Source organism: Niabella yanshanensis (assembly GCF_034424215.1).
GTDB lineage: Bacteria > Bacteroidota > Bacteroidia > Chitinophagales > Chitinophagaceae > Niabella > Niabella yanshanensis.
The window spans coordinates 1,023,451-1,049,636 of the sequence record NZ_CP139960.1; the positions used below are offsets into that span (position 1 = coordinate 1,023,451).

Annotated in this window: 15 protein-coding genes; all 15 read right to left on the bottom strand. The window is 42.9% G+C overall.

The window, feature by feature from the left end:
- Positions 1 to 8: 8 nt before the first annotated feature.
- Complete coding sequence (locus U0035_RS03780) at positions 9 to 1,181, bottom strand: sialidase family protein (RefSeq protein WP_114792807.1); 1,173 nt, start codon at positions 1,179 to 1,181, stop codon at positions 9 to 11.
- 27 nt (positions 1,182 to 1,208) lie between these two features.
- Positions 1,209 to 3,611, bottom strand: coding sequence for a glycoside hydrolase family 2 TIM barrel-domain containing protein (locus U0035_RS03785; protein WP_211316542.1), 2,403 nt, complete (start codon positions 3,609 to 3,611; stop codon positions 1,209 to 1,211).
- A 103-nt stretch (positions 3,612 to 3,714) separates the two neighbouring features.
- Positions 3,715 to 4,809 carry a glycoside hydrolase family protein gene (locus U0035_RS03790; protein ID WP_245957825.1) on the bottom strand — a complete coding sequence of 365 codons (1,095 nt, stop codon included), beginning with the start codon at positions 4,807 to 4,809 and terminating at the stop codon, positions 3,715 to 3,717.
- 2 nt (positions 4,810 to 4,811) lie between these two features.
- Entirely contained in the window at positions 4,812 to 7,514 is a 2,703-nt protein-coding gene (locus U0035_RS03795) for a family 78 glycoside hydrolase catalytic domain (protein ID WP_114792808.1), read from the bottom strand.
- An 18-nt stretch (positions 7,515 to 7,532) separates the two neighbouring features.
- Positions 7,533 to 11,162 (bottom strand): malectin domain-containing carbohydrate-binding protein, encoded by a 3,630-nt coding sequence (locus U0035_RS03800; RefSeq protein ID WP_211316543.1) that lies wholly within the window; start codon positions 11,160 to 11,162, stop codon positions 7,533 to 7,535.
- Entirely contained in the window at positions 11,095 to 13,926 is a 2,832-nt protein-coding gene (locus U0035_RS03805; RefSeq protein ID WP_114792810.1) for a glycoside hydrolase family 95 protein, read from the bottom strand. The genes U0035_RS03800 and U0035_RS03805 overlap by 68 nt, the downstream gene beginning before the upstream one ends.
- 9 nt (positions 13,927 to 13,935) lie before the next feature.
- Positions 13,936 to 15,510, bottom strand: a complete 1,575-nt coding sequence (locus U0035_RS03810) for a glycoside hydrolase family 28 protein (protein ID WP_114792811.1) — start codon at positions 15,508 to 15,510, stop codon at positions 13,936 to 13,938.
- Positions 15,511 to 16,383: 873 nt separating this feature from the next.
- The gene (locus U0035_RS03815; RefSeq protein ID WP_211316544.1) at positions 16,384 to 19,101 is read right to left on the bottom strand and encodes an alpha-d-galacturonidase; all 2,718 of its coding nucleotides are present in this window, start codon (positions 19,099 to 19,101) and stop codon (positions 16,384 to 16,386) included.
- 21 nt (positions 19,102 to 19,122) lie between these two features.
- Entirely contained in the window at positions 19,123 to 20,178 is a 1,056-nt protein-coding gene (locus tag U0035_RS03820; RefSeq protein ID WP_114792813.1) for a Gfo/Idh/MocA family protein, read from the bottom strand.
- A 1-nt stretch (position 20,179) separates the two neighbouring features.
- Positions 20,180 to 21,208 carry an L-rhamnose/proton symporter RhaT gene (locus tag U0035_RS03825; RefSeq protein WP_114792814.1) on the bottom strand — a complete coding sequence of 343 codons (1,029 nt, stop codon included), beginning with the start codon at positions 21,206 to 21,208 and terminating at the stop codon, positions 20,180 to 20,182.
- Positions 21,209 to 21,242: 34 nt separating this feature from the next.
- Positions 21,243 to 22,094, bottom strand: coding sequence for an amidohydrolase family protein (locus U0035_RS03830; RefSeq protein WP_114792815.1), 852 nt, complete (start codon positions 22,092 to 22,094; stop codon positions 21,243 to 21,245).
- 39 nt (positions 22,095 to 22,133) lie between these two features.
- Positions 22,134 to 23,306: a CaiB/BaiF CoA transferase family protein gene (locus U0035_RS03835; RefSeq protein ID WP_114792816.1), complete on the bottom strand. Its 1,173-nt coding sequence runs from the start codon at positions 23,304 to 23,306 to the stop codon at positions 22,134 to 22,136.
- 3 nt (positions 23,307 to 23,309) lie between these two features.
- Positions 23,310 to 24,446 (bottom strand): CaiB/BaiF CoA transferase family protein, encoded by a 1,137-nt coding sequence (locus U0035_RS03840; protein WP_170138318.1) that lies wholly within the window; start codon positions 24,444 to 24,446, stop codon positions 23,310 to 23,312.
- Positions 24,446 to 25,615: an ABC transporter substrate-binding protein gene (locus tag U0035_RS03845; protein ID WP_114792818.1), complete on the bottom strand. Its 1,170-nt coding sequence runs from the start codon at positions 25,613 to 25,615 to the stop codon at positions 24,446 to 24,448. Before U0035_RS03845 ends, U0035_RS03840 begins: the two co-directional genes overlap by 1 nt.
- Positions 25,608 to 26,057: a MaoC family dehydratase gene (locus U0035_RS03850; protein WP_114792819.1), complete on the bottom strand. Its 450-nt coding sequence runs from the start codon at positions 26,055 to 26,057 to the stop codon at positions 25,608 to 25,610. Before U0035_RS03850 ends, U0035_RS03845 begins: the two co-directional genes overlap by 8 nt.
- Positions 26,058 to 26,186: the final 129 nt, after the last annotated feature.

Sequence of the window (26,186 nt, forward strand, 5' to 3'; positions counted from 1 at the left end):
GGGTTGTTCTATTTTTCAGTGCTCACAACAAGTGGTATCTTATCCGAAGGCCACTTGCCGTTTTTAATAGGATAAGTCACCAGTTTATCGGGATCCACAACAACATGTTTGATTCTTTCCCGGTGCCAGGTATAAACAATGTGTACCAAGCCGTCGGAAGTTTGAATAATAGAAGGATAAGAATATTGTTTTTCCTTACCATCAATATAATCCAATACCAAAGCCGCATCCCAGTTTTTCCCATCCTTACTTACAGCCAGGTTGATGACACCCCTGCCCTTATGTCCCATCTTAGGTTCGTTGCGGGTTGCATGATTATAAATCAGTAATTGACGCCCATCTTTTAAAGTCACCGCATCCAACCCCGAATTATTATTGGGCAATCCCAGTGGCTTCATTTCAGACCAGGTCAGTCCTTTGTCTTTTGACCAGCCTTCGGCAATATATCCATTATCATTATACCTGGTGCGCGCCAGCATTTGCAAACGGCCATCAGGATACGTAAGAATAGTGGGTTGTATGGCTCCTACCTTCTTGGGGTCTGTTAAAGGCCCGATATAAGTCCAGCTCTTCCCTCCATCGGTACTACGCTCCACGTGAGGAATCCAGCCGTTCTTTTCAGTGCTTGATCCGGACAAAATGGTTCCGTCATTTAATTGTACCGGTTTATTCTTTATTGGACCTACAATTTTGCCTTCCAGCTTTTTTGCTTCACTCCAGGTATGACCATTGTCTTTGGAAGTCTTCACTTCTCCCCACCAATCGCGCGGATTAGGTCCAACTTTATAAAACAACATGATATCACCGCCTTTGGGTTGAAAAAGTACCGGATTCCAGGTAGGCATGCGCTCACCCACTGGTTGTATGCCGTTTGCCACGCTAACAGGTGCAGACCAGGAACCTCCGGGCTTTTTACGGGATAACCGGATTTCTACATCGGGATGCCGCTCATAAGTTCCTCCGAAAAAAGTGCAAAGCAGATCGCCATTTGATAGTTCTAATATAGTAGCCGAATGACAGGAGGGAAAGTCGGCTTTTGTATAAATAAATTCTTCTAAAACAATGCCGGCACGATGCTTAGGCGGTTGCGGTTCTTCAAGTACGAACCTATTGTTGGCCGAACTGCTGGAGCCAGCAGTTAAAGTAGCAATTATAAATAGTCCTCTAAGAATCCTTTTCATAAATGAAATTTAGTATGATCGTTAAACTTATTTTACAGTTATCAAAGTCGTTGCAGGAGGCAGTCCTTCTACATTTAGCGTAACTTTTAACTGTCCTGGCTTTACCCCTTTGATCATAGAAAGTAACAGCCCTTTGTATATATGATGTTGCGCATCTTTCAAAGAGTTAACATCGGCAGGATTACCATTATCCATTCCTGCTACATTACCTGCCCCTTCGATATTAACTTTTACCAGCTGATCGGCATCAGGAACGAGGTTCCCCTCTTTGTCTACTACTCTGGCAGTAATAAAAGCCAGCTCATTTTTTTTGCTATTAATTATTTTGTTTTCAACAGAAAGCTCCAACCTGTAATCGGCTCCGGCAGTTTTAATAATTTTCGACAATACCTGTTTATTATTTTTATAGGACACAGCTTTCAATTCTCCGGCTTCGTAAGGCACCCGCCACATTACGTGAAAAGCTGTATCTATTTTGGTTTTTCTTCCCAGCGATTTTCCATTTACAAAAAGCTCCACTTCATCAGCGTTGTTATAATACGTTTTTACATCCACCAATTGCCCTTCCTTCCAGTTCCAATGTGGGTACAGGTGTAAAACCGGTTTAGTAGTCCATTCGCTTTGGTACATATAATAGACATCTTTAGGGAAGCCTGCCATATCGATAATACCATAATAAGAACTACGGGCAGGATAAGGATAAGGAACGGGTTCTCCCAGGAAATCAAATCCACTCCATACAAAGAGGCCAGACATATATTTATAACGTTTTACCTGCCACCAGTTGTTTTCATGGGTGACGCCCCAATACGCCGCTACATTATCATAAGCAGAAACAGTAAAGTCCGGATTACCATTTTCTACATATTTAAACTTTGAAGACGATGGCCATAAGCGTAAAGAGTCTGACGGCATATCATAATGTCCGCGGCTCGCCAATCCTGATACATTTTCGGATGCAATAACTTTTACGCCGGGGAAATTTTTCTGGAAATCTTTGTAGGAATCTATTTTATAGTTTAAACCAATTATATCCAGCGCACCAGATTGATAAATATAATTTTTTTCAGGATCAGTTTCTGTTAAGGCAGAAAGAACAGGTCGCGTGGTATCAATATCTTTCACTATTTTAACCAGGTCCCTGGTTATTGTAATGCCAGTAGAATCAAACTGCTCCCGTATTTCGTTCCCGATACTCCATATGATAACGGATGGATGATTACGGTCGCGTTTTATCATGTGCTCCAGGTCTCTTTGATGCCATTCAGGAAAATCAATGGAATAATCAAACTTGTTCTTCTTTTTGGCCCACATATCAAAGCTCTCATCCATCACCAGGAAACCCATTTCATCACAAAGGTCCAACAACCTCGCCGCTGGCGGGTTATGCGCCATTCTAATAGCATTGACACCCATCTCTCTTAATATCTTTAATTGTCGTCTTGCAGCCGACTCATTATAAGCAGCGCCCAATGCTCCCAGATCGTGGTGCTGACAAACACCCAGTATTTTAAGATATTGACCGTTTAAAGAAAATCCGTTATCGACATCAAAATTGAAATAGCGGATACCGAATGTAGAGCTATACTCATCTACCCATTTATTATCCTGGAACACTTTTGTAACCATCTTATACAAATACGGGTGACTGATTGACCATAACTGGGGCTGATTCACGGCCAGGGTCTGATAATACTTACCATTCTTCGAAGTTGTAGCATTTACTTCGCTTATTTTTTTTCCCTGTGCGTCGTAAACAGTTGAAATAAATTTCAGAACACCTTTACCGTCCCGTTGCACATCATGTTCAACGGATACGATAGCACTTTGGCTATTTACCTGAGGCGTGGTGATAAAAGATCCCCAGTGTTTTATTGCAGTCTTATTGGTTACCACCAGCTTTACATCCCTGTAGATACCCGATCCGGTGTACCATCGTGAATTAGGTTGTTGTGAGTTGTCAACGCGCACCGCAACCGTATTTATCTGGCCGGCCGGTTTTAACCAGCGGCTCAGTTCATAGCGAAAGGCGGTATAACCATAAGGCCATTTACCGAGGTAATGGCCGTTAATCCATACTTCGCTATTTCGATGAACACCGTCAAACTCTATATATACTTTTCTACCAGTACTGTTGGTGGTGAAGGTTTTCCTATACCAGCCAATGCCCCCGGGTAAAGCGCCTCCGGCATTTCTGGCAGGATGCGTAGAATCAAACCGCCCTTCTATACTCCAGTCGTGCGGAAGATCGAGCATTCTCCATTCTTTTGAATCAAAGCCAGGTTTAACATAATTACTATCGTCACCCAATATGAACGACCACCCCTTGTTAAAGTCGATTATTTGCCTGGGTGACTGCGCCATGCCAACCAACGGAATCAGGCTTATCAGCATTAAAAAATGTCGAACTGTCATTATACCTTTAATCATAGTTACAAATGAGTTATTTGATGCGTCTGTTATATCGTTATCAGATATGTAATACCTTTTCTATATGCAGTTTCCCCACCGAACAGTGGCTGATTTAATATAATCAGAACCTGATATTGCTATTACCTTTATCTACCGAGGTAGCAACTGCTATTCCCCGGTTGTCCTTTGTATCCACGGCACAATAAAAATGATACACCACACCCTTATGCTTTAGGACAAAGGATTTATGTGCGTACTTTTTATCAATATCTATTGTCGAATTAACCAGGTCAGCTCCGTTCCAATCGGTCCAGTTAACAAGATCATAGGAACAGGCAAACCGGTTAAAAGTTTCAGCTTCCCTCCCTTTCCAAAAAGCGCCGAAATAAAACATCACCCATACATTACCAATCTTCTGTATTTGAGGATCTCCTGTAATACCTCTTGAATGGTGTACCACGGGCTCACGCTGGTATCTCTTCCAGTTCACCATATCGTTGGACACAGCCATCCCAATGCGTTCATACCAACGGGTTGGTTTGTTATTGGGCAAAGAATCTCCTACCGCATTATAATACATGATAAACTTATGACCCGTTTTTCCTACTTTATCTTCTACCACATAGCTCTTGAATAACTTATTCCGGTTCTCCCACCAACGTACATCAGGGTCAGATGATGCAAGTACCGGATGATCGAGTCGTTGCCACTCAAATGCCTGCGTAGGCTTTTTAGAAGTGCAGGCCATGCCAATTGACAGCGGCTCCGGCTCATACCCGGATGAAGAGCCTCCGAAATATGACATCCAGTATTTACCATCGTATTTACCTAATTGATAATTTCCACCCCATTTGGTATCTACTAATGCATTGTAACCCGCCTTCTGATTTTGATCCCAGCCATCTTTAGTAAATGACATTTGACGCCCCAGGTTTTTCCAATGTAAAAGGTCCTTGCTGCTGGCCAGCCAGGTTTCATACCCCTTGCCATCAAAAGCAATATAACTCATGTACCAGGTATTGCCGGATTTGTAAACAGTAGGACAATCAATTTTCTTACCGGTATCAGGAGGTAATAGCACCAGACCATATTTATAGGGCGTTTTTACTTCCTCGTATACTTTTTGCATTTCTATTTGCGGCACAACAGCAGGCTGCTGAGCCTGTAGGAAACCAGCAGTAGCCATGCAAATCAAAATCATTATACAATACTTCATTTTTATTTTTTTATGGAGAATTCATAGGCACCCGAGCCAATCTTTACAGGCTGCTTTTTATATCCGGCTGGGAAATAAATAGTGGCTTTACTATTAGGTGGAATGGCTACACCCAAATTAAAACTGTCTCCTTCTATTTTCCAGTTCACCGATATCAAACCATTTACCGAATGATAAGTAGCTTTTGCTTCCTTAATATCTCCAACCGGCTGAGGTTTTATCTCAATGTCCTTAAAGCCGATCGAACCCGGGGCCTGACCAATTCCGCATAGGCCTGTATAAAACCATTCCATCAAATGTCCCAGCATAAAATGATTATTGGAAACATTAGGCAAAGCCTGCCAGGACTCTGTTAACGCTGTAGCCCCCTTTGCCAACTGATATCCATAACCCGGCACATCGCTTCGGCTGTTCATATCATAAATAACATCAGACCTACCGGCGGCTTCCAGCGCTTTTAATACATATCGATAACCAATATCGCCCGCTGTTAACCGGTTATCCTTACTACGAATGTCCTCAATCAAATGAGCCAGTACCGCTTCATAATCCTGCGGCTCGACCAGCTTCATAAACAATGGGATTGCATTGGAGGTCTGGCTACCCGATCCGTATTGTTTAGTTGATGGGTTAAAGTATTTTTTATTAAACGCAGTTTTGATATCAGATGCAATTTTCTGATACATGACAGCATCTTCCCTTTTACCCAATATATTGGCTATCTGTTCTAATAAATGAGCGTCATAATAGTAATAGGCTGTAGCTGTTAACCCCATTGGTGTTAATTGCGAAAAGCCCGGCCTGTTCGGCCCCAGGTCATACCAATCGCCTAATCCATACATGAGGATAAAACTGCTATCTTTCGACTGCAGGTATTTAAAGTAACGCTGCATGGTACTGTAATTCTCAGTGAGCAGGCGTTTGTCTCCGGTCCATTGATACACATACCAGGGGAAAATAATGGCGGTACTTCCCCACTCCGGAGAATCTCTAAAATAGCCGTCGGCAAAGTGCATCTCCGTGAACTCGGGTATGGTAGCAGGCACTAATCCGTTGGCTAGTTGTTGCGTACGTATATCGCGCATTATTTTATGTGCAAAAGAAACAATATCGTAATTGTGTTGTATGGCATTGCCCATCAAATGCACCTGCTCCTGCCATCCCAGCTTTTCCCTATGCGGGCAATCAGTAAACACACTGGTAAAATTACTGTTCAACGCCCATTGAATCAGTTGGTGCGTTTTATTAAATAAATCACTGGAACTTCGGAAACTTCCATTTACAGGAGCGCTGTTACGTAAATGCCAGCCTTCTATTTTTTGAATAGCAGGATACTCTTTATAGGCTGATCCCTTAGGTTCTGCACCTGCAACCTGTAAATATCTGAAGCCATAATAGGAAAAACGGGGATTCCATTTTTCAACGCCGTCCCCCTTTAAAACATAGGTATATACATGTGGAGCACCTGTATGCTTCTGATTGGCAGTGCCGCTATCTGTTAAAAGTTCAGCAGGCATGATGCGTATGGTATCTCCTTTTTTCCCATGCACTTCTATATATGGAACACCTGAAAAATTCTGGCCCAGATCGTAAACCCATACACCAGGGCTCAACTTCTTTTGCGCAACAGGTGTAAAGCGCTGCATGAGTTTTACAGGCATGCCCAACTGCGCCACCAACTCAGGGCCGGTGGTAGTTACCACGTTCTGCCAGGCAGCATCATTGAAACCCATTTTATCCCATCCCTTCTTTTCCAGGTTAGCATTATAATCTTCCCCACCATAGATACTTGAAAAATAGATAGGTGATGGCGCTGTTTTCCAGGATGCATCGGAAACAATATTATCTGTGGTCCCATCTGTATATTCTACTAATACGCGTGCGATCATTTTAGGATAGCCATAAGCCCCGGTCATTTTGCGATATCGCTCTCCAGGGATATAATAAAACCCATTCCCCAAGATAACGCCTAACGCATTCGTTCCGATACGTAATTGATCAGTAATATCAAATGTTACATATTGCGCCTGCCTGGCATACTGCGTCCATCCAGGATCTAAAAAATGATCTCCAACTTTACTTCCATTAATGCTCATTTCAAAATGACCCAGGCCCGAAATGAATACGGTAGCAGCTTTAATGCCTTTCTTTACAATAATATCTTTCCTGAATAACGGCAATACGTCAGGCCGTTTACCCCATTCCTTTTTACCGCTTCCATGCATTAAAGGAACATATTTATTGCTATCCGGTAATTCATTATAAGCGATCCAACGGGCGCCTTTCCAATCACCGGCACTCCAAAGACCTGTTCTCCAGGAAGCGGGCTTGCTAAAGGATGATTCCTGTCCCTTCTGATCCCAAACCATCACCTTCCAATAATACTTTGTAGCAGGTTTTATAGAAAGACTTTTGGGTAATACCTGTTGATTATCGCTGCCGCTTACTTTTTTCGAATCCCAGATATTAGCCTTGTCGTTTATCAATAGCACGCTGTCATCTGCCACCAATATCCGGTATGCAACCTGCATGGTATTTTTCTCAAAAGCCTGTATTTCCCAGCTTAAAAGAGGTTGAGCCGTTTCAATTCCTATCGGGTTCACGGTATACTCGCAGCGGGGATCCAACACACGCAAAAAAGCTAACTGGGCATTCACCTGACCAATGCTCCAAACAAAAAATAGAACTAAACCAAATTGCTTCATGTACGTTTCATTAATTGTTTATTGTATATCTATATTGGAAACAATTAACCCATTTGCATTTCGGGTGATCAGTTTTACTTTATAGCTTCCTGCATTGATCATCCCTCCTGTATTAATGGTAATATAATTCCATTTACCCGGCCTGGTTGTCTTAAACACTACAGCTTCATCCACCATTTTATTATTTCCTACATCAAATAATTGTAGTGTTCCCGTTACATCCTGCTCCAGCGGACTGTTATACTTAACGGTTATCGAATACACATCAGCTACACCGGTGGCTATCGGCCAGGTTATTTCTGCGGGTTCGTTATTCTTCACCACCGTACGCTCACCGCCGGCCACAACTTGTTTAACCACACTACTATTCAACACGGCCACATCAGCCTTATAAGATGTAGTCGGTTTCAGGTCGTATGCAGGTTGCATGTTAGTAGCTGGTAAAATACCCATCAGCCCAATATCTTTCGAATCTATTATAACTGTTTTGCCTGTTTCAAAACGTTTACGGTATACATCATATTTTTTACCCCCCTCCTCATCACTTACTATCGAATCGCTCAGCCGCTCAAAATCTTTTAATACTGATGCATTTTCTTTTGCAACACCCACATATACATCAATAGTCTCATTAGCGACAAATTGCAGCTTTGTACTATTATTTCGAGACACGCGGATCCAGTCAGCCCCAAACAATGCCGGGTCCAGCTTATATACGCGGGTGGCCTGATTGGTAAATAATTGATCTCCCTCATCCAGCCAGGCATTGTAAACACACCCATTACATTTCAGTTCCCGGATCATTTCAGAAGCAGGTGCTGCTTTTATATTCCTGCTATTGGATGCTATGGCGATAGCAGAAATAATCGCCTGCCCGGCTCTGGTATCAGGAAATGATATCCTCAACAAGCCGTTTGAGACTTTTGCCGTTACCGTCTTTTTTAATGCCTTATTTGCCCCTGCTTCCTTCCAGATATCTAAATCTTTTATTACAGTCTGACCGTTAACGGCCACATCAAACAAACGCATAGCCCCCGCTTCCATAGATCCGCCCACACCCAGCCAAGGTTCAACAAAATATAATTCAATTTCGTAACTGCCATTAGGTAAAGGAAACTGGTAATAGAGTTGATTGAGCCCGTACCTGAATGATTGAAATAACGCCCAATCTTTTGTGCCTTTTATAGCGGCATTGGTTCGTCTCTGGCTGGCAAAAAAAGCAGGCATATTATCAAAAGCACTGGTCCAGGAAGAAGAACCCCAATACTTATTCGCGGCATTGGGATGCAAAGCTCTGTCAGCACTCCATTTATTTCCCCATTCATCAACGTAATCAGCACCGCCACTATTAACCCGGTATACATAATTCAAACCAGGTTTTGGTTTTAACAGGGAGGTTCCAGAAGGTCTTAAGGCTGCTACTCCCGGTGCTTCGGGCAGATGGTCCAGGAAAACGGTATCCCTCGCCACTGATTTGCCATTTACGTAGCCTACTGCATATAAAACATTATATTGAATATTGGCTTTATTAAAAATGAAATGCGTTCCAAATCCACCGTGTTTTTGCTTACCCAAAGAAACTTGTCCCAAATCATTAAAGAGTTCTACCTCGTCACAATTTGAATAAACCATTATAGAATCTTTTAAACCGGGCTTCGTCCATCGGTTGGGCCAGGTATGGGAGGCTATATATACCATGGGTTCTTTTTGCGCCGAGACGTAATTACTGCGGAACATATAGAAAATGTCCGTTGGCTCCTCCCAGGGTGTTAGCATTCCCTTGTAGTTTACTGGTCCGATACGATCTAGCTCTCTCAAGCCTTCTCCACCCTGTATCCTGCCCGGGTTATCATGTGAAGTCAGCAACCAGAAGAAATGCCCCGCCACACTATCTTTTACTGATTCCGCCAAACGCAGTTTCTTTTCCATTAACTGGGTAAAACGATCTTCACTAACCGGAGCATTCTGTTTATATCCGCCTTCGGTATGAAGGTCCAGCGTACGCCAGGCACCATACTCGCCTACCAGCACCTGCTTCTTTAAATCTTCACCGTAAGTATCCGGATTACCTCCATAAGTGCCCGTCCAGTTTTGCGGCACATCCCAGTCGGTACCTTCGCCACCATTACAGGTAGTTACTAATCTTTGCGAAGCTGAGGTAGGATCAAGATCCCTTATCAGTTGTGTACACTCTTTAGCAAATGCTTCAGGTATCTTACTTTCATTTTGTAAACCCCACAATACTACTGAAGGATCGTTTCTCCTTTCGATAACCCACTCTTTAAGTAGCTGCTTAAAGTTCGCCTTAAATTCAGGCGTATCGTACCAAACATGCGCAGATAGTTGTGTCCACCACAGTATACCTTTCTGGTTGAACAGCTTTCCATATAATAGGTTGTGGGGTTGATGCCCATCCCGGAAAGCATTAAACCCTGCTGCTTCCATCCATTTTATTCTTGCAACAACCTGCTCTTTTGAAAAAGCGTGGCTTTGTCCTATTAAATGCTCATATTCGGCTACCCCGTTGATGAATACAGGTTTACCATTGAGATAAAACTGGTTGGTCGCGGTTTTCCAGTTAACCGTTCTGAATCCGAAATCTGTTTCCAGCCGGTCAATCTCCCTGCTTCCTTCTTTGATGACAGATACGATCTTATACAAATAAGGGTCTTCTACCGACCAAAGATTTACTTTTTTAATATCGATATTCTTTGTTGAAAGTTCAAGGTTGCTGTTCGCTTTGAGAGATCCCTTCTCAGTCACCGTTTTTACGATGGCTCCCTTTTTATCAACAAGGTTATGAACAACGGTAAATAACTTTTGCTGCGCACCATAATTTTTAATAAGCGTATTAATGTTCAATACCGCGGCATTACCTTTAAGGGTCGCCCAGGCATGTACGCCGAATGGTTCAATCCGCAAGTCGTTGGTTATAATAAGTTGCACCGGTCTGAATATCCCCATGGGTTGTGAACCCTCGCTAAAACCGCGTTCGTCACTACAACCACCACATACCCAGGGAAGATCTTTGATAAACGGGGGATGCCATGCCCGAACAGCCAGCTGGTTATTGGTACCGTCTGTTTTGATATGATTGGTTACGTCAATGGTAAAAGTAGTCCGCCCTCCTGCATGTGCCCCAACCTCCTGTCCGTTTAAATAAACCGTTGCATAAGAGCCTACTCCTTCAAAAAAAAGGAAAAAGCGCTTGCCGGCTTTCGACTGTTTCAGTTTAACGGTTCTGCGGTACCATGCATCACCATGTTTGTTGCCATGCAGCAAACGGCGATAGCCGTGATAGTCATCCCAATTGTGCGGGACGGTTACCTGCTTCCATTTACTATCATCGAACTTAATCTGAAAAGCAGGTGCCAGAGGGCTTTCATCGTTGCCGGCAATTGTACGCCAGTTACTGTTCAAGTCTATTGCGATCCGTCCAGTCGAAGGTTGCCCGATGGCAGCGCTACCCGATAAAAAAATCAGAACGGTCACCAGCGTTGTCACAGCTGAGACCATTAGTTTGCTTTTGTAAGCCTTAATCCCGCTTACATCAATGATAGTAAATTCTTTCAATACGTTTTTATTGTTGCTGCAATGATCCATTAAATTGATAGGTTCTGTTTTTTTCTGTTGACATATTGACCGCATGATCTTTATAGCGAAGCTGCAAGGGCCGGCCTGCTAAAGATTTGACACTAACCGCCTGCAATACCCCTCTGCTCCATTTTATAGAAAGTTCAAAACCACCACGGGCTTTTAATCCTTTTACTTCTCCATCGGGCAATGCCGAAGGCAAAGCAGGTAATATATCTATATATCTTGTGTGACTTTGTAACAACATTTCTCCAATACCGGCAGCGCCTCCAAAGTTCCCGTCAATCTGGAAGGGCGGATGCGCATCAAACAAATTGGGATAACTTCCCGCACCACCTTTAACAGGGCTTAACAACATTTGTATGAGCTTATAAGTGTGATCGCCATCTAAAAAACGCGCCCATAGATTGATCTTCCAGCCCAGACTCCAGCCGGTGGCAGCGTCTCCCCTGTAAAGTAAAGATTGTCGTGCTGCTTTTATCATATCAGGAGTTTGCTCCCAATTAATTTCACTACCCGGATATACCGCCCATAGATGAGACACATGGCGATGCTTATCGGTTGTATCGTCTACATCCTGCATCCACTCCTGTAACTGGCCATAGCGACCAATAGTGTTCGGAGCGATCTGGCTGTATTGGACTTCCAGTTTTTTTCTGAAAGCTTCATCAGTCTTTAAAATAGAGCTGGCTTCAATAGTGCTTTTAAACAAATTGCGGATAATCTGGTGATCCATAGTGGGACCAGCAACCAGACCTCCATGCTCGGGCGAATTAGAAGGCGTGCTGATTAAATAACCGGTTTTAGGATCTTTAACCAGGAAGGCGCTAAAGAATTCCGCAGCGCCTTTCATTAACGGATATGCAGTATCTTTTAAAAACCTGTTATTCTGTGTATATAAATAATGCTGCCATAAATGATCACAGAGCCAGGCACCACCCGTGATCCAGATACCATGATTAGAAGCGTTGATAGCTGCAGTACCTCTCCATAGATCTGTGTTATGATGTAATACCCATCCTGGTGCGTCGTAATATTGTTTGGCCGTTTCAGTTCCCGAAACAGAGAGTTCTCGGATCATTTCAAACAAAGGTTGCTGGGTTGCTGATACATTCAAAAGATCAGAAGGCCAGTAATTCATTTCAGCGTTGATATTGGTAGTATACTTGCTGCCCCAGGGCGGAGAGAGCAGGTCGTTCCATATGCCCTGCAGATTAGCCGGACGTGTGCCCGGACGTGAACTACTGATGAGTAGGTAGCGACCGTATTGCAGATACAAGGCCACAAAATCCGGATCATTATTGTTTAATGCAAATTCATTCAGGCGTCGGTCAGTCGTAAGGGTTGAACGGCTGGCGTTGTTATGGCCCAGGCGGATTGAAAACGTATTGAAATAACTTTGATACTCTTTAACATGCGCATCGTTAACCTGCTGCCAGCTTTTACTTTTCAGCTTGTTAAGACTGGCCAATGCCAATTGCGAAGGATTGGCGGTCACGTCTTTAAAGTTTCTATAATTAGTATTAGCGCTAAGCCAGGCGGCAACTTCATCTGCGCCGGTTACAACTATTTTATTTTCCTTAACCAATACCAAGCCGCCTGTTGCACGTATACTTAAATAACTAACACCGTTTAATGCTCCGTCCTTCACCTTTACTTCAAGACTCACCGTACTGCCATTAACCCTCTTTACGTTGTTTGATTTGTGAGGACTGCTTAGTTCAGCCGTAAAGCTGATGCTCTTATTCCTGCTGGCGGTGAAATGAACACCCAGCGCCTGGTTGGGGGCACTCACAATATATTCCCTTAAAAAAGTGGTACCTTTGTAGGTATAAGCCGTTGTTGCTCTGGCATTAGCTATATCTAATGTGCGTCTGTAATCTGCAACTGCTGACTCATCTACATCAAATACAAAATTCAGATCACCAAAGGGCTGGTAAGCAGCCTGGTACTGACCTACAGCCGGTACATCGGTATCCTGGATAAAATATTTCCATTGACCATTGAGTGACAACTTCTGTGATACAGCTTCATTTACCGGGTACACGCCGATGTGATTAGACACATCTTTATAGCCCATTACCCCTCCTTTACCGGTAAAATTGATCACTAATATCGCTATGCTATTTTTACCAACTTTAAGAGCCGAAGCGGGGATTACATAATTGCGTGCATCTGCATTCGCTTGCGACCCCACCAGGACACCGTTAATATAAGTAAAGTCCTGATCTGCTATTTTATTAATATCAAGTTTCAGGTCTTTACCATTCCATTTTGGAGGTAAATCGAATTGATAACGAAACCATACGGCTCCATCCATTCCCTCAAAACCCTGTGTTTCCCAGCCCTCATAGTGTGGTACCGCCATTGTTTTCCAGGACGCATCATTATATCCCGGTTGCGAAGGATTGCTTTTCAATTGAAGAATCGCCTGCACTTTTTTCAGCCATGCATCCCTGTTTCCTTCATTCGATTTAAGGCCCATGAACTCTTTGCCTGCCAGTTCTTCCGCCTGCTTCTGCTTTCCGGCAAACAGCAATCCCCTTATGGTATCAAGGTATTTATAAGCTCCCTGCTTATTATAATTACGCGGGTAACCCGTCCACAATGTTTCTTCATTAAACTGTACTCTATCGTTTTTTATGCCGCCGAATACCATGGCACCTATCCTACCATTACCTATTGGCAATGCTTCAACCCATTTGGTGGCAGGCTTATCATACCATAGTGTCAGGTGATCCTGGGCATAAATGGTTGTGACGCTCATTGAAAGGGCCAGACCAACAGATAACTTTAAAAAAGATATTTTAGCGGGCATACTGTTCTATTAATTACGTTTAACTTCTTTTGTGTTTACTTCTTTTCCTACCAGTATCAGCTCATCTGTAAAAATGTTATTTCTTAAATTGATATCCCTGCTGTTGGCACCGGTTATTTCAAGATACTTTTTGGTATCATAAAAAGGCCAGCTATTTTGCAGCAACACTCCTTTGGTATTATTCAGTACAATCACAGGCTTATCCTGAAGCGGTTTAGCTGTTTCAACCCCATTCACTAATAAGCGCTCCACATTATCGGCTTTCAAAGAACTTCCTACAGTAGCATTAACTCTTACATTATGTAATTGAATGTCTTTTGCATTTCTGATAGTAATACCGCGCTGTGCCTCAAATACTACATCATGCAAGCTAATTTCACTCACCGGCATTTCTTCAATACCATTGATATACATAGCCTCATTGGTATAAGCAGTGATATTGCTTAAGCGTATGTTACGGAACTTTGGCGTGCGTTCTGTAACGGGCTCGGGAGCAGACTTTCCATATTCCATGTCCATCACAATAGCCTGGTCCTTTATATTTTTCATGATGATATTATCAACGCGGATGTCCTCTACCACGCCACCGCGGCCTCTCATTGTTTTAAGTCGTATACCTCTATCGGTGCCATCAAATACACAGTTGCTGATGGTGATCTTTTTAACATCGCCACTCATTTCACTACCAATCACCACACCGCCATGGCCACTCAACATCGTACAATTAGTAATAGAATAGTTTTCTGCAGGTTTAGCCTTAGCCCGGCCTGGTTGATCCTTACCGGATTTGATAGTGATACAATCATCTCCCACACTAATAAAACAATCGCTGATACGTACGTTGCTGCAACTCTCCGGATTAATACCGTCGGTGTTAGGCGCCAAACGCTGCGGGTTCAACACCGTTACCGCATGAATCGTTACGTTATCGCAAAACTCGGGGTTAATGGTCCAGAAGGGAGAATTGCGGAAAGTAACACCTTGTATCAGGATATTTTTGCTGTGCATAAACTGAACCAGCGGAGGGCGCAGAAAGCCTCTCTTCATTTGCTTGGGTTCATCAGGTAATAAGATATCCTTATTCAGGCGATCAAATTCGTATTGCCATTTAGACCTGGGTTGATCAGCTTTGTATCCCTCTACAAAATCCCACCATTTTTTCCCGTGCCCATCAATAATGCCCCTTCCGGTAATGGCGATGTTCTCTACATTGTTGGCATAAAACAACGGGGAAAAGCTGGTTACATCCACCCCTTCGTAGCGACTTTCCACCATGGGCAGGTAATCATCAAAATCATTGCTGAAATGAAGTTCAGCGCCGGCATCAACCAAAAGGGTAATATTGCTCTTAAAATGAATTGGGCCGGTAAGATATTTTCCTGCAGGGAAATATACCGTACCACCACCTGCTTTTGCAGCAGCATCGATGGCTTTTTTTATTGCCTGTGTGGCTTTGGCGCTGCTATCTTTTTTTGCACCAAACTTTGTAACATCGTAATACTGTTGACCTGATGCGCTAAAACCAACACAACAAACTATCAAAAACAAAAAATAACGGATTACACCGGGGCAAGACCTCTTCATATTGTAGAATCGTTTAACTAAATTTCTTTTAATTTAATTACGCTAACAACGTATAATAATGTTAGGTTCAAAACGTTGTGCGAAACGCAATAAAGATACCAGCCATTCCTTTAAAATTAATGGCGATATTTATTTTCAGCTTGTACATTTTTACTATTTGATGTTACCAGCCTGTAACGCTTTAGCGAATGAATAATATATCGCTCCCACGGAGCTCAATTTGCTAATTGATAATTTCGTCTACCAATATTTCAGTCCCGACGGACTTAACATTTACGAATATATGCTCCCAACAAAGGCTTCTATGTAACTGTAGGACAACGATGCTTTTTCAATATCCATTAAGATTCGGACGAGGCCGCATACTGAATAATCAAAACATGCTACTTTTTGCGATTTGCGATTGGGGCGCGGCTAACTTTACGTGTGGTAATTATATATCACGGAGCTTTATATACCAATTGATAATTTTCATCCAACAGGATTTAAGTCCTGACGGACTTAAAATTCTCGAGCATCCCCCAACAAAGGCTTCAGTATAACTGTAAAGGCATAAGGCTTCTTGCGTTCTGTTAATCACACGCCATTTCTATGGAGTTAAAAAAAAGAACGCAGCTTATTCTCCCAGGTTGCCGTTCCTGTGATACGATGCTAGTAATTACATAACTGTCATACATCTTTTTTAAATCGATATATGAAAATAAGGTAGAGCTGAATAACGCATTCGGAAGATCGATGTAAATTATACGAACCGTGTTTTCAATAACATTCAGTCCCGGAGGGACCTGGCATTGGTAACACAGCTCTTAAGTGTCCGGTAACGAGTCCTGTAAGGATGACATATTAACACAGCAGTGCAGCGCCCAGGTATGTTTACTCAAATAGCCAGTCTACCTGCTTCCTGTTGCCGCTTTCATACAAACCAGCGTCGTAGATACGTAAAGGTGGTTCTCCATCTACAAAACCCAGTATCAATGCTACGCCTTTCGCCAGCTTCAGTGTGTTAGTACCCGGTTTAAATTCATAGTTATGTATATGCAATTGAGGCATTCCCGGTATGATCATGGCGTTTGCAATTTTTGTATCTGCCTGCCCGTACTCGTTTGCCGTGGCATTGGTTTCCAGCTCTGGTTGCTTCAGGTAAGTGGTATCCACCGTAAATGCGGCTTTCTGTGGTTTTAAGAAACCTACCAATACCTTTACCGGACGATCATTGGTAAAAGTTATTTGAGTTCCCTTTTCTATTTGCTGTTTAAAAGATGTCTTCAGCCCCTTTAGTCCTTTTAGCTCACCGGCAAAAGATCTGATAGCAAAGCTGGTATCTGTAAAAGGTTGAGCCAGGCTATCGATTGTGTAATAATAACCTGCTGTTGCTAATTGAACCTTAGCATTTCTTAATGAAGCCACGTACTGCGCTGCGCCAGGCTTTACCTGTTTCAATGAATCAATTTTATGTTGAAATACAGTCAATTCTTTTTCGAAAACAGGTAATACATCGTACCAGTTCTTATACTTTCCTCCCTGCCCGGTTAAAGGAATTTTCCTGGCACCCGTCTGCATACTGTTGGCATAGAGGTAACTACCTTTCGTTAATTCAGTAAGCGCTTTGTACCATTTCACACTTTCTTTGAGAAGGGGTAAAGCTTTATCCAGATCCTTTATATCGTTGGAATATTTATAACGCAATACCTGTAAAGCTGCTTCAGCTTTAAAAGCAAAATGATAAGCCATCGCCCTATAGCTATAAGCATCCTTTTTTAAGCGCTCAAATTCTGCTTTATCTTTCTTTACCAGCTTTACTGCATCGATGGCGGCTACGGCTTTATCTCCATGCGCTTTAACGTCGTTGATAATTTTAACGGGCGTTTCCCCTGTATGTTGTTTGCCGTTCCACTCTTTATCGGCATATTCGGCTAATGATTCGCCTTCCGGGCTTTCCGCTTCATACAACAGGGTAAAAAGGCCGAAACGATAAGGGTTGATTAATTGCGTCATCAACATACCGAGGTTCAGCGTTTGCCGGTTGCCATCTGTAATTCCAAAGCGTCTTAGGAGCTTCGGCGATATCTCCCCCATTTCTTCGTAGGCTTTCAGAATATTGCCTCCATCCGACTCAGATACGCCAAATTGGTCAGCCAGGTTTCGATTCCAATAAATAATTTCCGCAGAGCGGTCTCTCTTCGCTTTCCAGGCATAACGGCTCCAGGCTTTGTACCAAAGCCAGTCTCTCTCAATCTGCAATAGTCTTGCCCCACCCTTTACACTATCAGCGGCATAAGGCCAGTCCCAATAAGAAGCCTGCGGGTATAAATGAAGACCATTGCCCCCCATCACTTCGTGCATGCCAATTACCGAACGTTGAATAAAATCAGCCGAACCATAACGGAATGGTTCCAGGTTGGCCAGGATATGCACGTTCTCTATCTGTACCGAGCCCAGTTTGCTTAGCTTTTGATGCAACTCAGCCCAGGCGCCACGTGGCCGGTCATAAGTAAGCGCTTCTCCATTAAACTTAGCTTCCGTATATAAGTTTTTATACAACGGCAGTGCGGCATCCATTACTGCAGGTGCGTCAGTATCGTGAGCACGCAATACAATTGGTGGTTCTTCCGTTTTACCCAATGCTTTTAAGCCATCTTTTACACCCGGGATGATCGTCTTCGTAAACCAATTGATATCATCTTGTCCAACACCTTCCATGGCTTCACCTAAACACACCATCAATCCTACATTCGGATATTTCTCTACGAAAGCTGCGATAGATTTTTGTGTATAATCTGCAATAACAGGTATAATGGGTCTTTCCCTCTCCTGTGTTTTAATACCATGTTTCTCAGCAAAAGGTTTAGATACGATGATATTATAAAACATCTGAATTACCCAGATACCTCTTTTATCTGCTTCGGTAGTAAGGAAACGAAAAATGTCTTCGTTTTTTTTAAAAGTCACATCATCAACCTCAACAGCATAGGGATAATCTTTTAATTTAACCAATGATGCAAAAGGATGGCCATTCCAGAGATAGAGCGAGTTCATCCGGTTGCTGACCATTGAATCCAGCACCTGTATCCACAGTTTTTTATCATATAGCCAGGGAAAGGTTTGCGGTGTATAAGGATACTCGTAAACGGTGCGCCCGGGCAAGTAGTAAGGCTTTTGCAGCCCGATACATTCACCACGCAATACCATTTCCGGCGCATCCTGCAGGTTAACAGATGCCGGTAACTTTTTCAATTCAGCGGATTGTTCGGCCAGCTCTAAGCAGCCATATAATAAACCTGAAGCGTCAGCTCCCGATATACGGGTTATTTTTTTTGAAGACTGAATGTAAAAACCTTCTTTTTTGAGATTGCTATTGAAGTTCCCCTCAATGATGATCAGCTTTTGGTTAGCCGGATTATTTTTACCGGTGGTTGTTACAACGGACACCATGTACCCGATTTTCTGCAATTTGCTTTTTAACAACTCCACTCCATATACAACCCTTTGCTGCTTCGGAAGCGGATTCACTATTATCACTTTTTCTACAGCCGCTGCTAAAGCGGTATTGGTCCAGATAACAAATACCAATAATCCTATTATTCTGTTCATTCGACTCATTCGTTATTATGTTCAAAAAAAATCATCTGTTATTACTCCGCCTTTCTTATTGCTGGTATAAGCTGCTTCAACGCAAATCATGGTTTCCAGGGCGTCATCAATACTGTTCTCAGGTTGATCAATAATACCTGCTTTTGCCAGCTGCATCTGCTGCATCGTTCCTATAAAAGCATGTGGGAACCAGGTTCCATCTATTGCTTTTGCCTGCCATTGTGCCTTCGTCCCTTCCTCAACAACGATATATTCAAAACTATCCGGCACTCCATGGGGATAATTGATCAGGGCGCCAAAGGTTATTTTAATCGCACCTTTCGTCCCTTCAATTTTTACATAGGACTCTTGTTTTTGATAACTGAAATTGTGGTTGTGGTTCGTATGAATAACAGCGCGCACCATATCACCGTAGTCCATTATAATATTAGACTTTACAGAAGCCAGTTGCGTTGCTTCAGGATGCTTAAAGGTTCTGGCATATACTTTAGAGGGGGTGCCTAAGAATGAGCGGATCAGATCGACATAATGGATGCTATGGTAATTAATTTCCATTCTTTCTTTTGAAAACAGGAACTCCCACAAGTTCCAGGGTGTATGCACATTTACATATACCTCCAGGTCTGTTATGGTTCCTATTTTTCCATCAGCAATTATTTTCCTGGCTTCCAGTATATAAGGTGCAAAACGCATCTGGAAATTAACCCCTGCCAGTAATTGCTTCTTTTTAGCAATAGCATGAATGGCTTTAGCTTCTTCGAGACTTTCTCCGTAGGGTTTCTGAATCAATATCGTTGCACCATCAGGCAGTTGCTTTAATACCGGTATAATCTCTGACGCAGGCAATGCAAAATCATAGATAGCATTGGTACCATGTGCTGCCACCATCTCTTCCAGGCTATCATAAACTTTTTCAATGCCAAATTTTTCAGCCAGGGATATTGCTTTCTGTTTATTCCGGTTCACAATGCCTGCAACCTCAAACCCGGCTATCCGGTAAGCGGGCAAATGAGCATCAGCTACTATACCGCCGGCTCCAATAATACAAACAGGCGCGGCCTCATTATTATTTGTCATATCAGGTTCCTCCCAGGTAATTACCGTAAGTGAGTACCACTACGGCTAATAAAAGAATAAATAATGCAAATCCCAATGCACGACGCGTTATAACTCTGGTAGCTTTCCACTCCTTCAAAATAACACCTACCAATGAGCTAAAAAACACCAGCATGATCATATGTATAGCCCAGCTGGAAAACTCATATTTTCCGAGCCGCACATGTCCCAATCCGTAAAAGAAAAATTGCCCGTACCAGAGCATACCCGTAATCAAAGCCATCAGATAATTGATCCCAAGACCACCAGCTTGTCCGTTCGACGCATATTCAGATAAGGTTTTATTTTTAAGATGTAACCACAATGTATATACCAGCGTTGTTACAAATGCGCCCGTATTGGAGAACAGGTATACTACATTTACCTGGAAATCGCCGGCGCCATAATTGGCTGCAATATCTGATATTGGTTTACCCGCATTGATCGCAAAGCCATAAAATGCAGATAATACTCCGGCTAACAGACATAACGGCAGCCCTTTTTTAAAAGAAAAACCTGACTGATTTTGCGAAACATCTTTTTCTTTTAATCGCCCGGCTACTCCACAAAATGCAATTCCGGCAGCACCTAAGATTACACCTGTTAAAATCCATTGCCCTCCCGTTCCGCTCAATGCTTCACCTAATGTACCCGCCAGCATGGGAGGAACCAGGGTTCCTAAAACGCAGGAGATCCCTACCGATATGGCATAAGTCAGAGAGAAACCGATATGTTTGATAGCCATACCAAAAGCTGTTCCACCGACACCGTAAGCCATTCCCAGCAGGAAAGAATTACGCATCGCTTCTCCCGGTGCTTCTGATAACACTTTACCTAAAGAGGGGATGGTGAGCCAGGCCACCAGGATCGGCAACAATAACCAACAAACCGACGCCTGGGCCAGCCAATAAGTTTGCCAGCTCCAGCCCTTAACCTCTTTTTCGGGAGTATAGCATAAGGATGCTGAAGCAGCTCCAACTCCATGAAAAAATATACCGCCGAATAATTGCATATCTGAGGCTAATTTGTAGAACCGAAGCTCTCGTTTAAAGGTTAAGATTATAAAACGCTATCGCATTTTCACTGAATATCCTGTTTCTGGTGTGCTCATCTGATACAAGATCTTCAATTACCTGTTGATAAACCGTCCAGGTATGAACATAGGAGCCCCCTAGTATTGATACCGGCCAGTCACCTCCGAGGAAACAACGATCGGAGCCAAATTCAGCCAATATAAAATCAACATAAGGTTTAATGTTTTCGGCTGTGAAGTTTTCTTTTCCTGCAGTAGTGCCCATGCCCGATATTTTAGCATAAAACTGTGGATGTGCCGCCGCTATCTTCATTAACTTCCCCCATTCCCCAAATTTTTCCCCGGACTGTATGGGCGGCTGATTAAGATGGTCGAATACCATCCTGAGCCCCGGAACTTTCTCTGCAACTTGGAGGGCTGTTTGAATATGGGTTGTTTTCACCCCTACTACATCATAAGGTAGCTGGCGTGCCGACAATAACTTTAAGCTTTCAATAACTGCATCCTGCAATAACCATCGATCATCAGGCTCATCATGAATTAAGTGCCTCACCCCTTTAAAATATTTTTCTTCTGATAACACAGATTGCAGCAATTGCTCCGTCTTCGGGGGATTTAAAAGCGGCAACCAGCCCACGATACCTTTTATCCAATCATGCTGTTCCGCGGCCTCTATCATCAATGCTGTATCGTCTAAAGTATTGTCTGCCTGTACTATTATTCCGGCATCTACCGAAGCAGTCAGGCGCAGGTCTTCAAGATCTTCGAGATTATAATTTTTATGGAGTACATCCGGGGCGGCTTTCAACCAATCATAGGCAGATCGTTCCAGATTCCAGATATGTACATGCGTATCGATTATCATAATGGACGTTCAATCATATCGATACCAAGCTATTATAGCCTATTTGGCATCAATAATTTCGGGCTTTACCCCGACTTCAAATTTAAGATCAATTTCGTTATTATGTTCTCCCAAACCCGGGGCGCCTATATGGCCCGAAAGATGCTGACCATCTATTGTGATGGGCGACCTCGTCGTTTTTATGGAAATCCCGTTGGTTGTTTTCACCACCACTTCCATATTTAATACCTGGTACCCTTCTTCCTTTGTCAACTGCTCATAATCAAATACCCTGGAACACCAGATACCTGCCGGTTCGAGACAATCTAACCAATAAGACGTCGTATTGTTCAGAAGATGGCGCGCTAATACTGATTTTATTTCATCTCTTTTACCGAACCAATCCTTTTTGTCGGTGTAACCGGCTAATTCAACACATCCCGTCAACGCTCCGAGCTCTATAATGTCTGCCATAGCCAGGGCTATATAATCATCATTGGTTTTATAAATACCATAAGGTGCTGCAACATAGGCATGCCCGCTATTAACAGCGCTACGCGCCGGCAGCTGTCCCCCGTCATTGTAGTAGCAGGTTAATACCTCGAACTGGAAATCCAGTGCACTTTCCAGCATACTTACCTCTATGCTTCCGCCCTCACCTGTAACTGCCTTTTGATACAAAAGAGATAATATGCCCTGAGCCAGATGTGCGCCCGCTAGCATATCTACTACAGAAACACCCATCGGGGTAGGGTTAGCATTGCTGCTATTATTTAGCCATGCGAGCCCCGAAACAGATTGTAACAACAAATCCTGTCCTGGCAATTTTCTCCACTCTCCTTCATCTCCATAACCAGTTATACTGGCATAAATCACCGAAGGATTTATTTCTTTCACGCTCTCATAATCAAACCCCAGCCGTTCCATAACACCGGGACGAAAATTATGCATCACTACATCAGCCTTTTTGATCAGTTCTATAATCCTGATTACGTCATCAGGGCTTTTCAAATCGGCTGTATAACTTTTTTTATTGCGATTGATAGCATGAAATATAGACGACTCTCCATCAATCACCACATCAGAAACATACAGCTCCCTGCAAATGTCCCCGGTACCGGGCTTTTCAATCTTTATGACTTCAGCGCCAAAATCTGCCAGGCATAAAGATGCCGAGGGACCAGACAAAAACTGGCTGAAGTCAATAACCAATATATCCTGTAGCAGTTTCATGATTTACAAAAGTTCTTCCTTTATTTTTTGTGTATGCTGTCCTAATAACGGAGCCGGCTTGTCTGAAAATAAACGTTCGCCGTTAATCCTTATAGGACAACGCGTAGTCAAATACGCTTCCCTCCCGTTTATTGACACTGTATTCTCCATTTGTACACTCTTGTAGAGGTCCGTTTTTCGCAATACATTCCAGTCGTTCACTTCAGATGCCCACAATCCGGCGTCTTTCAAACGATCCAGCCAGTAAGCATTATTTTGAGTAAGTAATTTTTCGGAAATGATAGCCTTTATTTCATCCCGCTTTGCAAAAACATCCGCCTGTGTGTATCGCGCCAGTTCTTCTATAGCCAGCGCTTTTGTTAATTCGGGAATGTTCATCATTGCCAACGCAATATGCCCTTCTGCCGTTTTGTAAATACCATAGGGTGCTCCCAACAAAGGGTTCCCGTTACTAACGGCGCTTCTTTTAATACCGGCTTTACTATGATAATGTGTAGTAAACAGCTCAAACTGCAGACTGATCGCGGATTCCAGCAAGCTCAGCTCAACATACGCGCCCATACCGGTTTTCTGTCGCCTGATCAAAGCAGCTAATATACCCTGCACCGTGTGAATGCCGCAAATGCTATCAACAATAGACAGGCCGAAGGGCATGGGGCCATCGCCATCATCCCCTGTTGTGTAAGCAAGGCCTGAAAGAGATTGCAGCAGCAAATCCTGTCCTGGTTTATTTTTCCAGGGTCCCTTCCTGCCGTAGCCCGTTATCTCGGCATATACGATACGCTTGTTTATTTTTTGAACATCAGTATAAGCAAGCCCGATTTTCTCCATTACCCCGGGCCTGAAATTATGGGTGATCACATCCGCTTTCCCGATCAGCTTTTTTACCAATTCAAGATCAGCCGGATTTTTCAGATCTGCAGTAAAACTTTCTTTATTGCGATTGATCGCATGGAAGTTTAAAGCATCCTCCCCTACCCAAAGATTTTTTATGGATAGTTTCCTGCACGGATCACCACCACCCGGTCGCTCTATTTTAATTACCCGCGCACCCAGATCAGCCAAACGCAAACCTGCCGATGGTCCGGACAGGTACTGGCTAAACTCCAAAACAATTAAACCTTTTAAGGGTAGAAACATCAGGCAAATACTTTTGATAAATTTTTCTCTAAAGACGTTATATACATTTCGTTAAGCTTTGCTAAAACAGCTTCAGCATTATTTTGCTTTCCCGACATAAATTCCTGTATATACAGCCCGGCTTCATCCTGGAAATGAAGATATCCGTGATAACGGGGGCGTAAATATCCATTCTCCATCACCGGTAATACGTTCCTGAAAAAGTTATTGGTCAGTTCATTATTCCGGTCATTCTTCCAGGCGGCCAAATAACCAGGCTGTCCTTCATTCAGGGTATAACCGTTGGTTTGAAATTGTGGAGAGCAAACCATCTCAGCAAAAGCTACAGCTTCCTGTTTGTGTTTCGAAAAGTTAGACACAGATAACCCTGTACCACCTATAGTCGTCCTTAATTTTTCACCATTATAGTCGACCACATCGGTATAATGTAATAAACTCTTTGCGTAACCTTCACGCGAGTAGTTGGTATATCCATAAGCAAAAGGGCAATACCAGTAATCATCGGTTGCGGACATTGCTTCGGCTACCCGAATCGGGTTCTTACTAAACATGCTACGGTCTATCAGCGAGTATAATTCATACATCGTATTTAGTGCAGCTATGCCGGTTGCAGTATCAATCACTTCTTCTGTTGTAGCAAAAGGAGTCTTCCCCTGTGCGATGCAAAAGGTATAGAAATTCATCAACAGGTCTATGGGGATTGCAGGAACGGCTACCTTTCCCTGTTTTGCTAAAGCAACTACTTCCTGCCAGGTTTGTGGCGCTGGTACACCAGCTGCATCAAAAAGATCTTTACGGTAACTGGCAGCAGGAGTGGCAGCATCTATAGCTAATGCCCATTGATGACCTCCATAAAAATAACTGGGATGGGATGCGCCCACACTATTTTCTGCCTGATCCTGTAAATAGGCTTCAGGCAAATACGCGTCTAAAGCCAATACACAGCCGGTAGCTGCTGCAGTTCCCACCCAGGGATGATCAATGATCAACAGATCATATTCCTCTGTCAGTTTCTCTATGGGAAAATCTGCAAACTGCTGAAGGCTCCGTTTATGCCATTGCACCTCAACACCGGGATGTAATTCGGTAAACCGTTGAGATGCCGCCTGCAAAGGCGTTATCCCCCTGCTATGATTCCAGGTAATTCCTTTTAAAACAATATCAGCCATTCACTTCCTTTTTTTCAACCAATAATAAATGCTCACAAACCATCACTAACTCATCGTTTTGATTGAATACTTCCAACGCCTCGGACACAATACCATAGCCAGGCTTCTTGTGATCTCTTTTATCTTTTATGACTACTTTTGCTTTGATGGTATCGTTAATAAAAACGGGACGAATAAACCGAAGCTTTTCATAACCATAAGTCATAGCCACTTCATTAATTAAGCCAGCAGATAAACCTACGCCTATACTGAAAATTAAAGTTCCATGGGCAATCCGCCTTTTAAAAGGTTGTGTTTTACACCATTCTTCATCCATGTGATGGGGGTAAAAATCTCCTGACTGGCCGGCATGCAACACTATATCTGCATCGGTAATGGTTCTGCCTGTAGTGGATCTGGAATCTCCTAATACAAATTCCTCATAATATATTTTAACGCTCATATTGCAAGCCTTTTATCGCTGATCGAAAATAGATCAAGGCCTGAGGTTAAAAAATGGGTTGTTTGACTAATATGATGGAAGATTTTCCTAGTAACTTTAAAGAAATTTTACTGTATTTCGGAGGTAAAA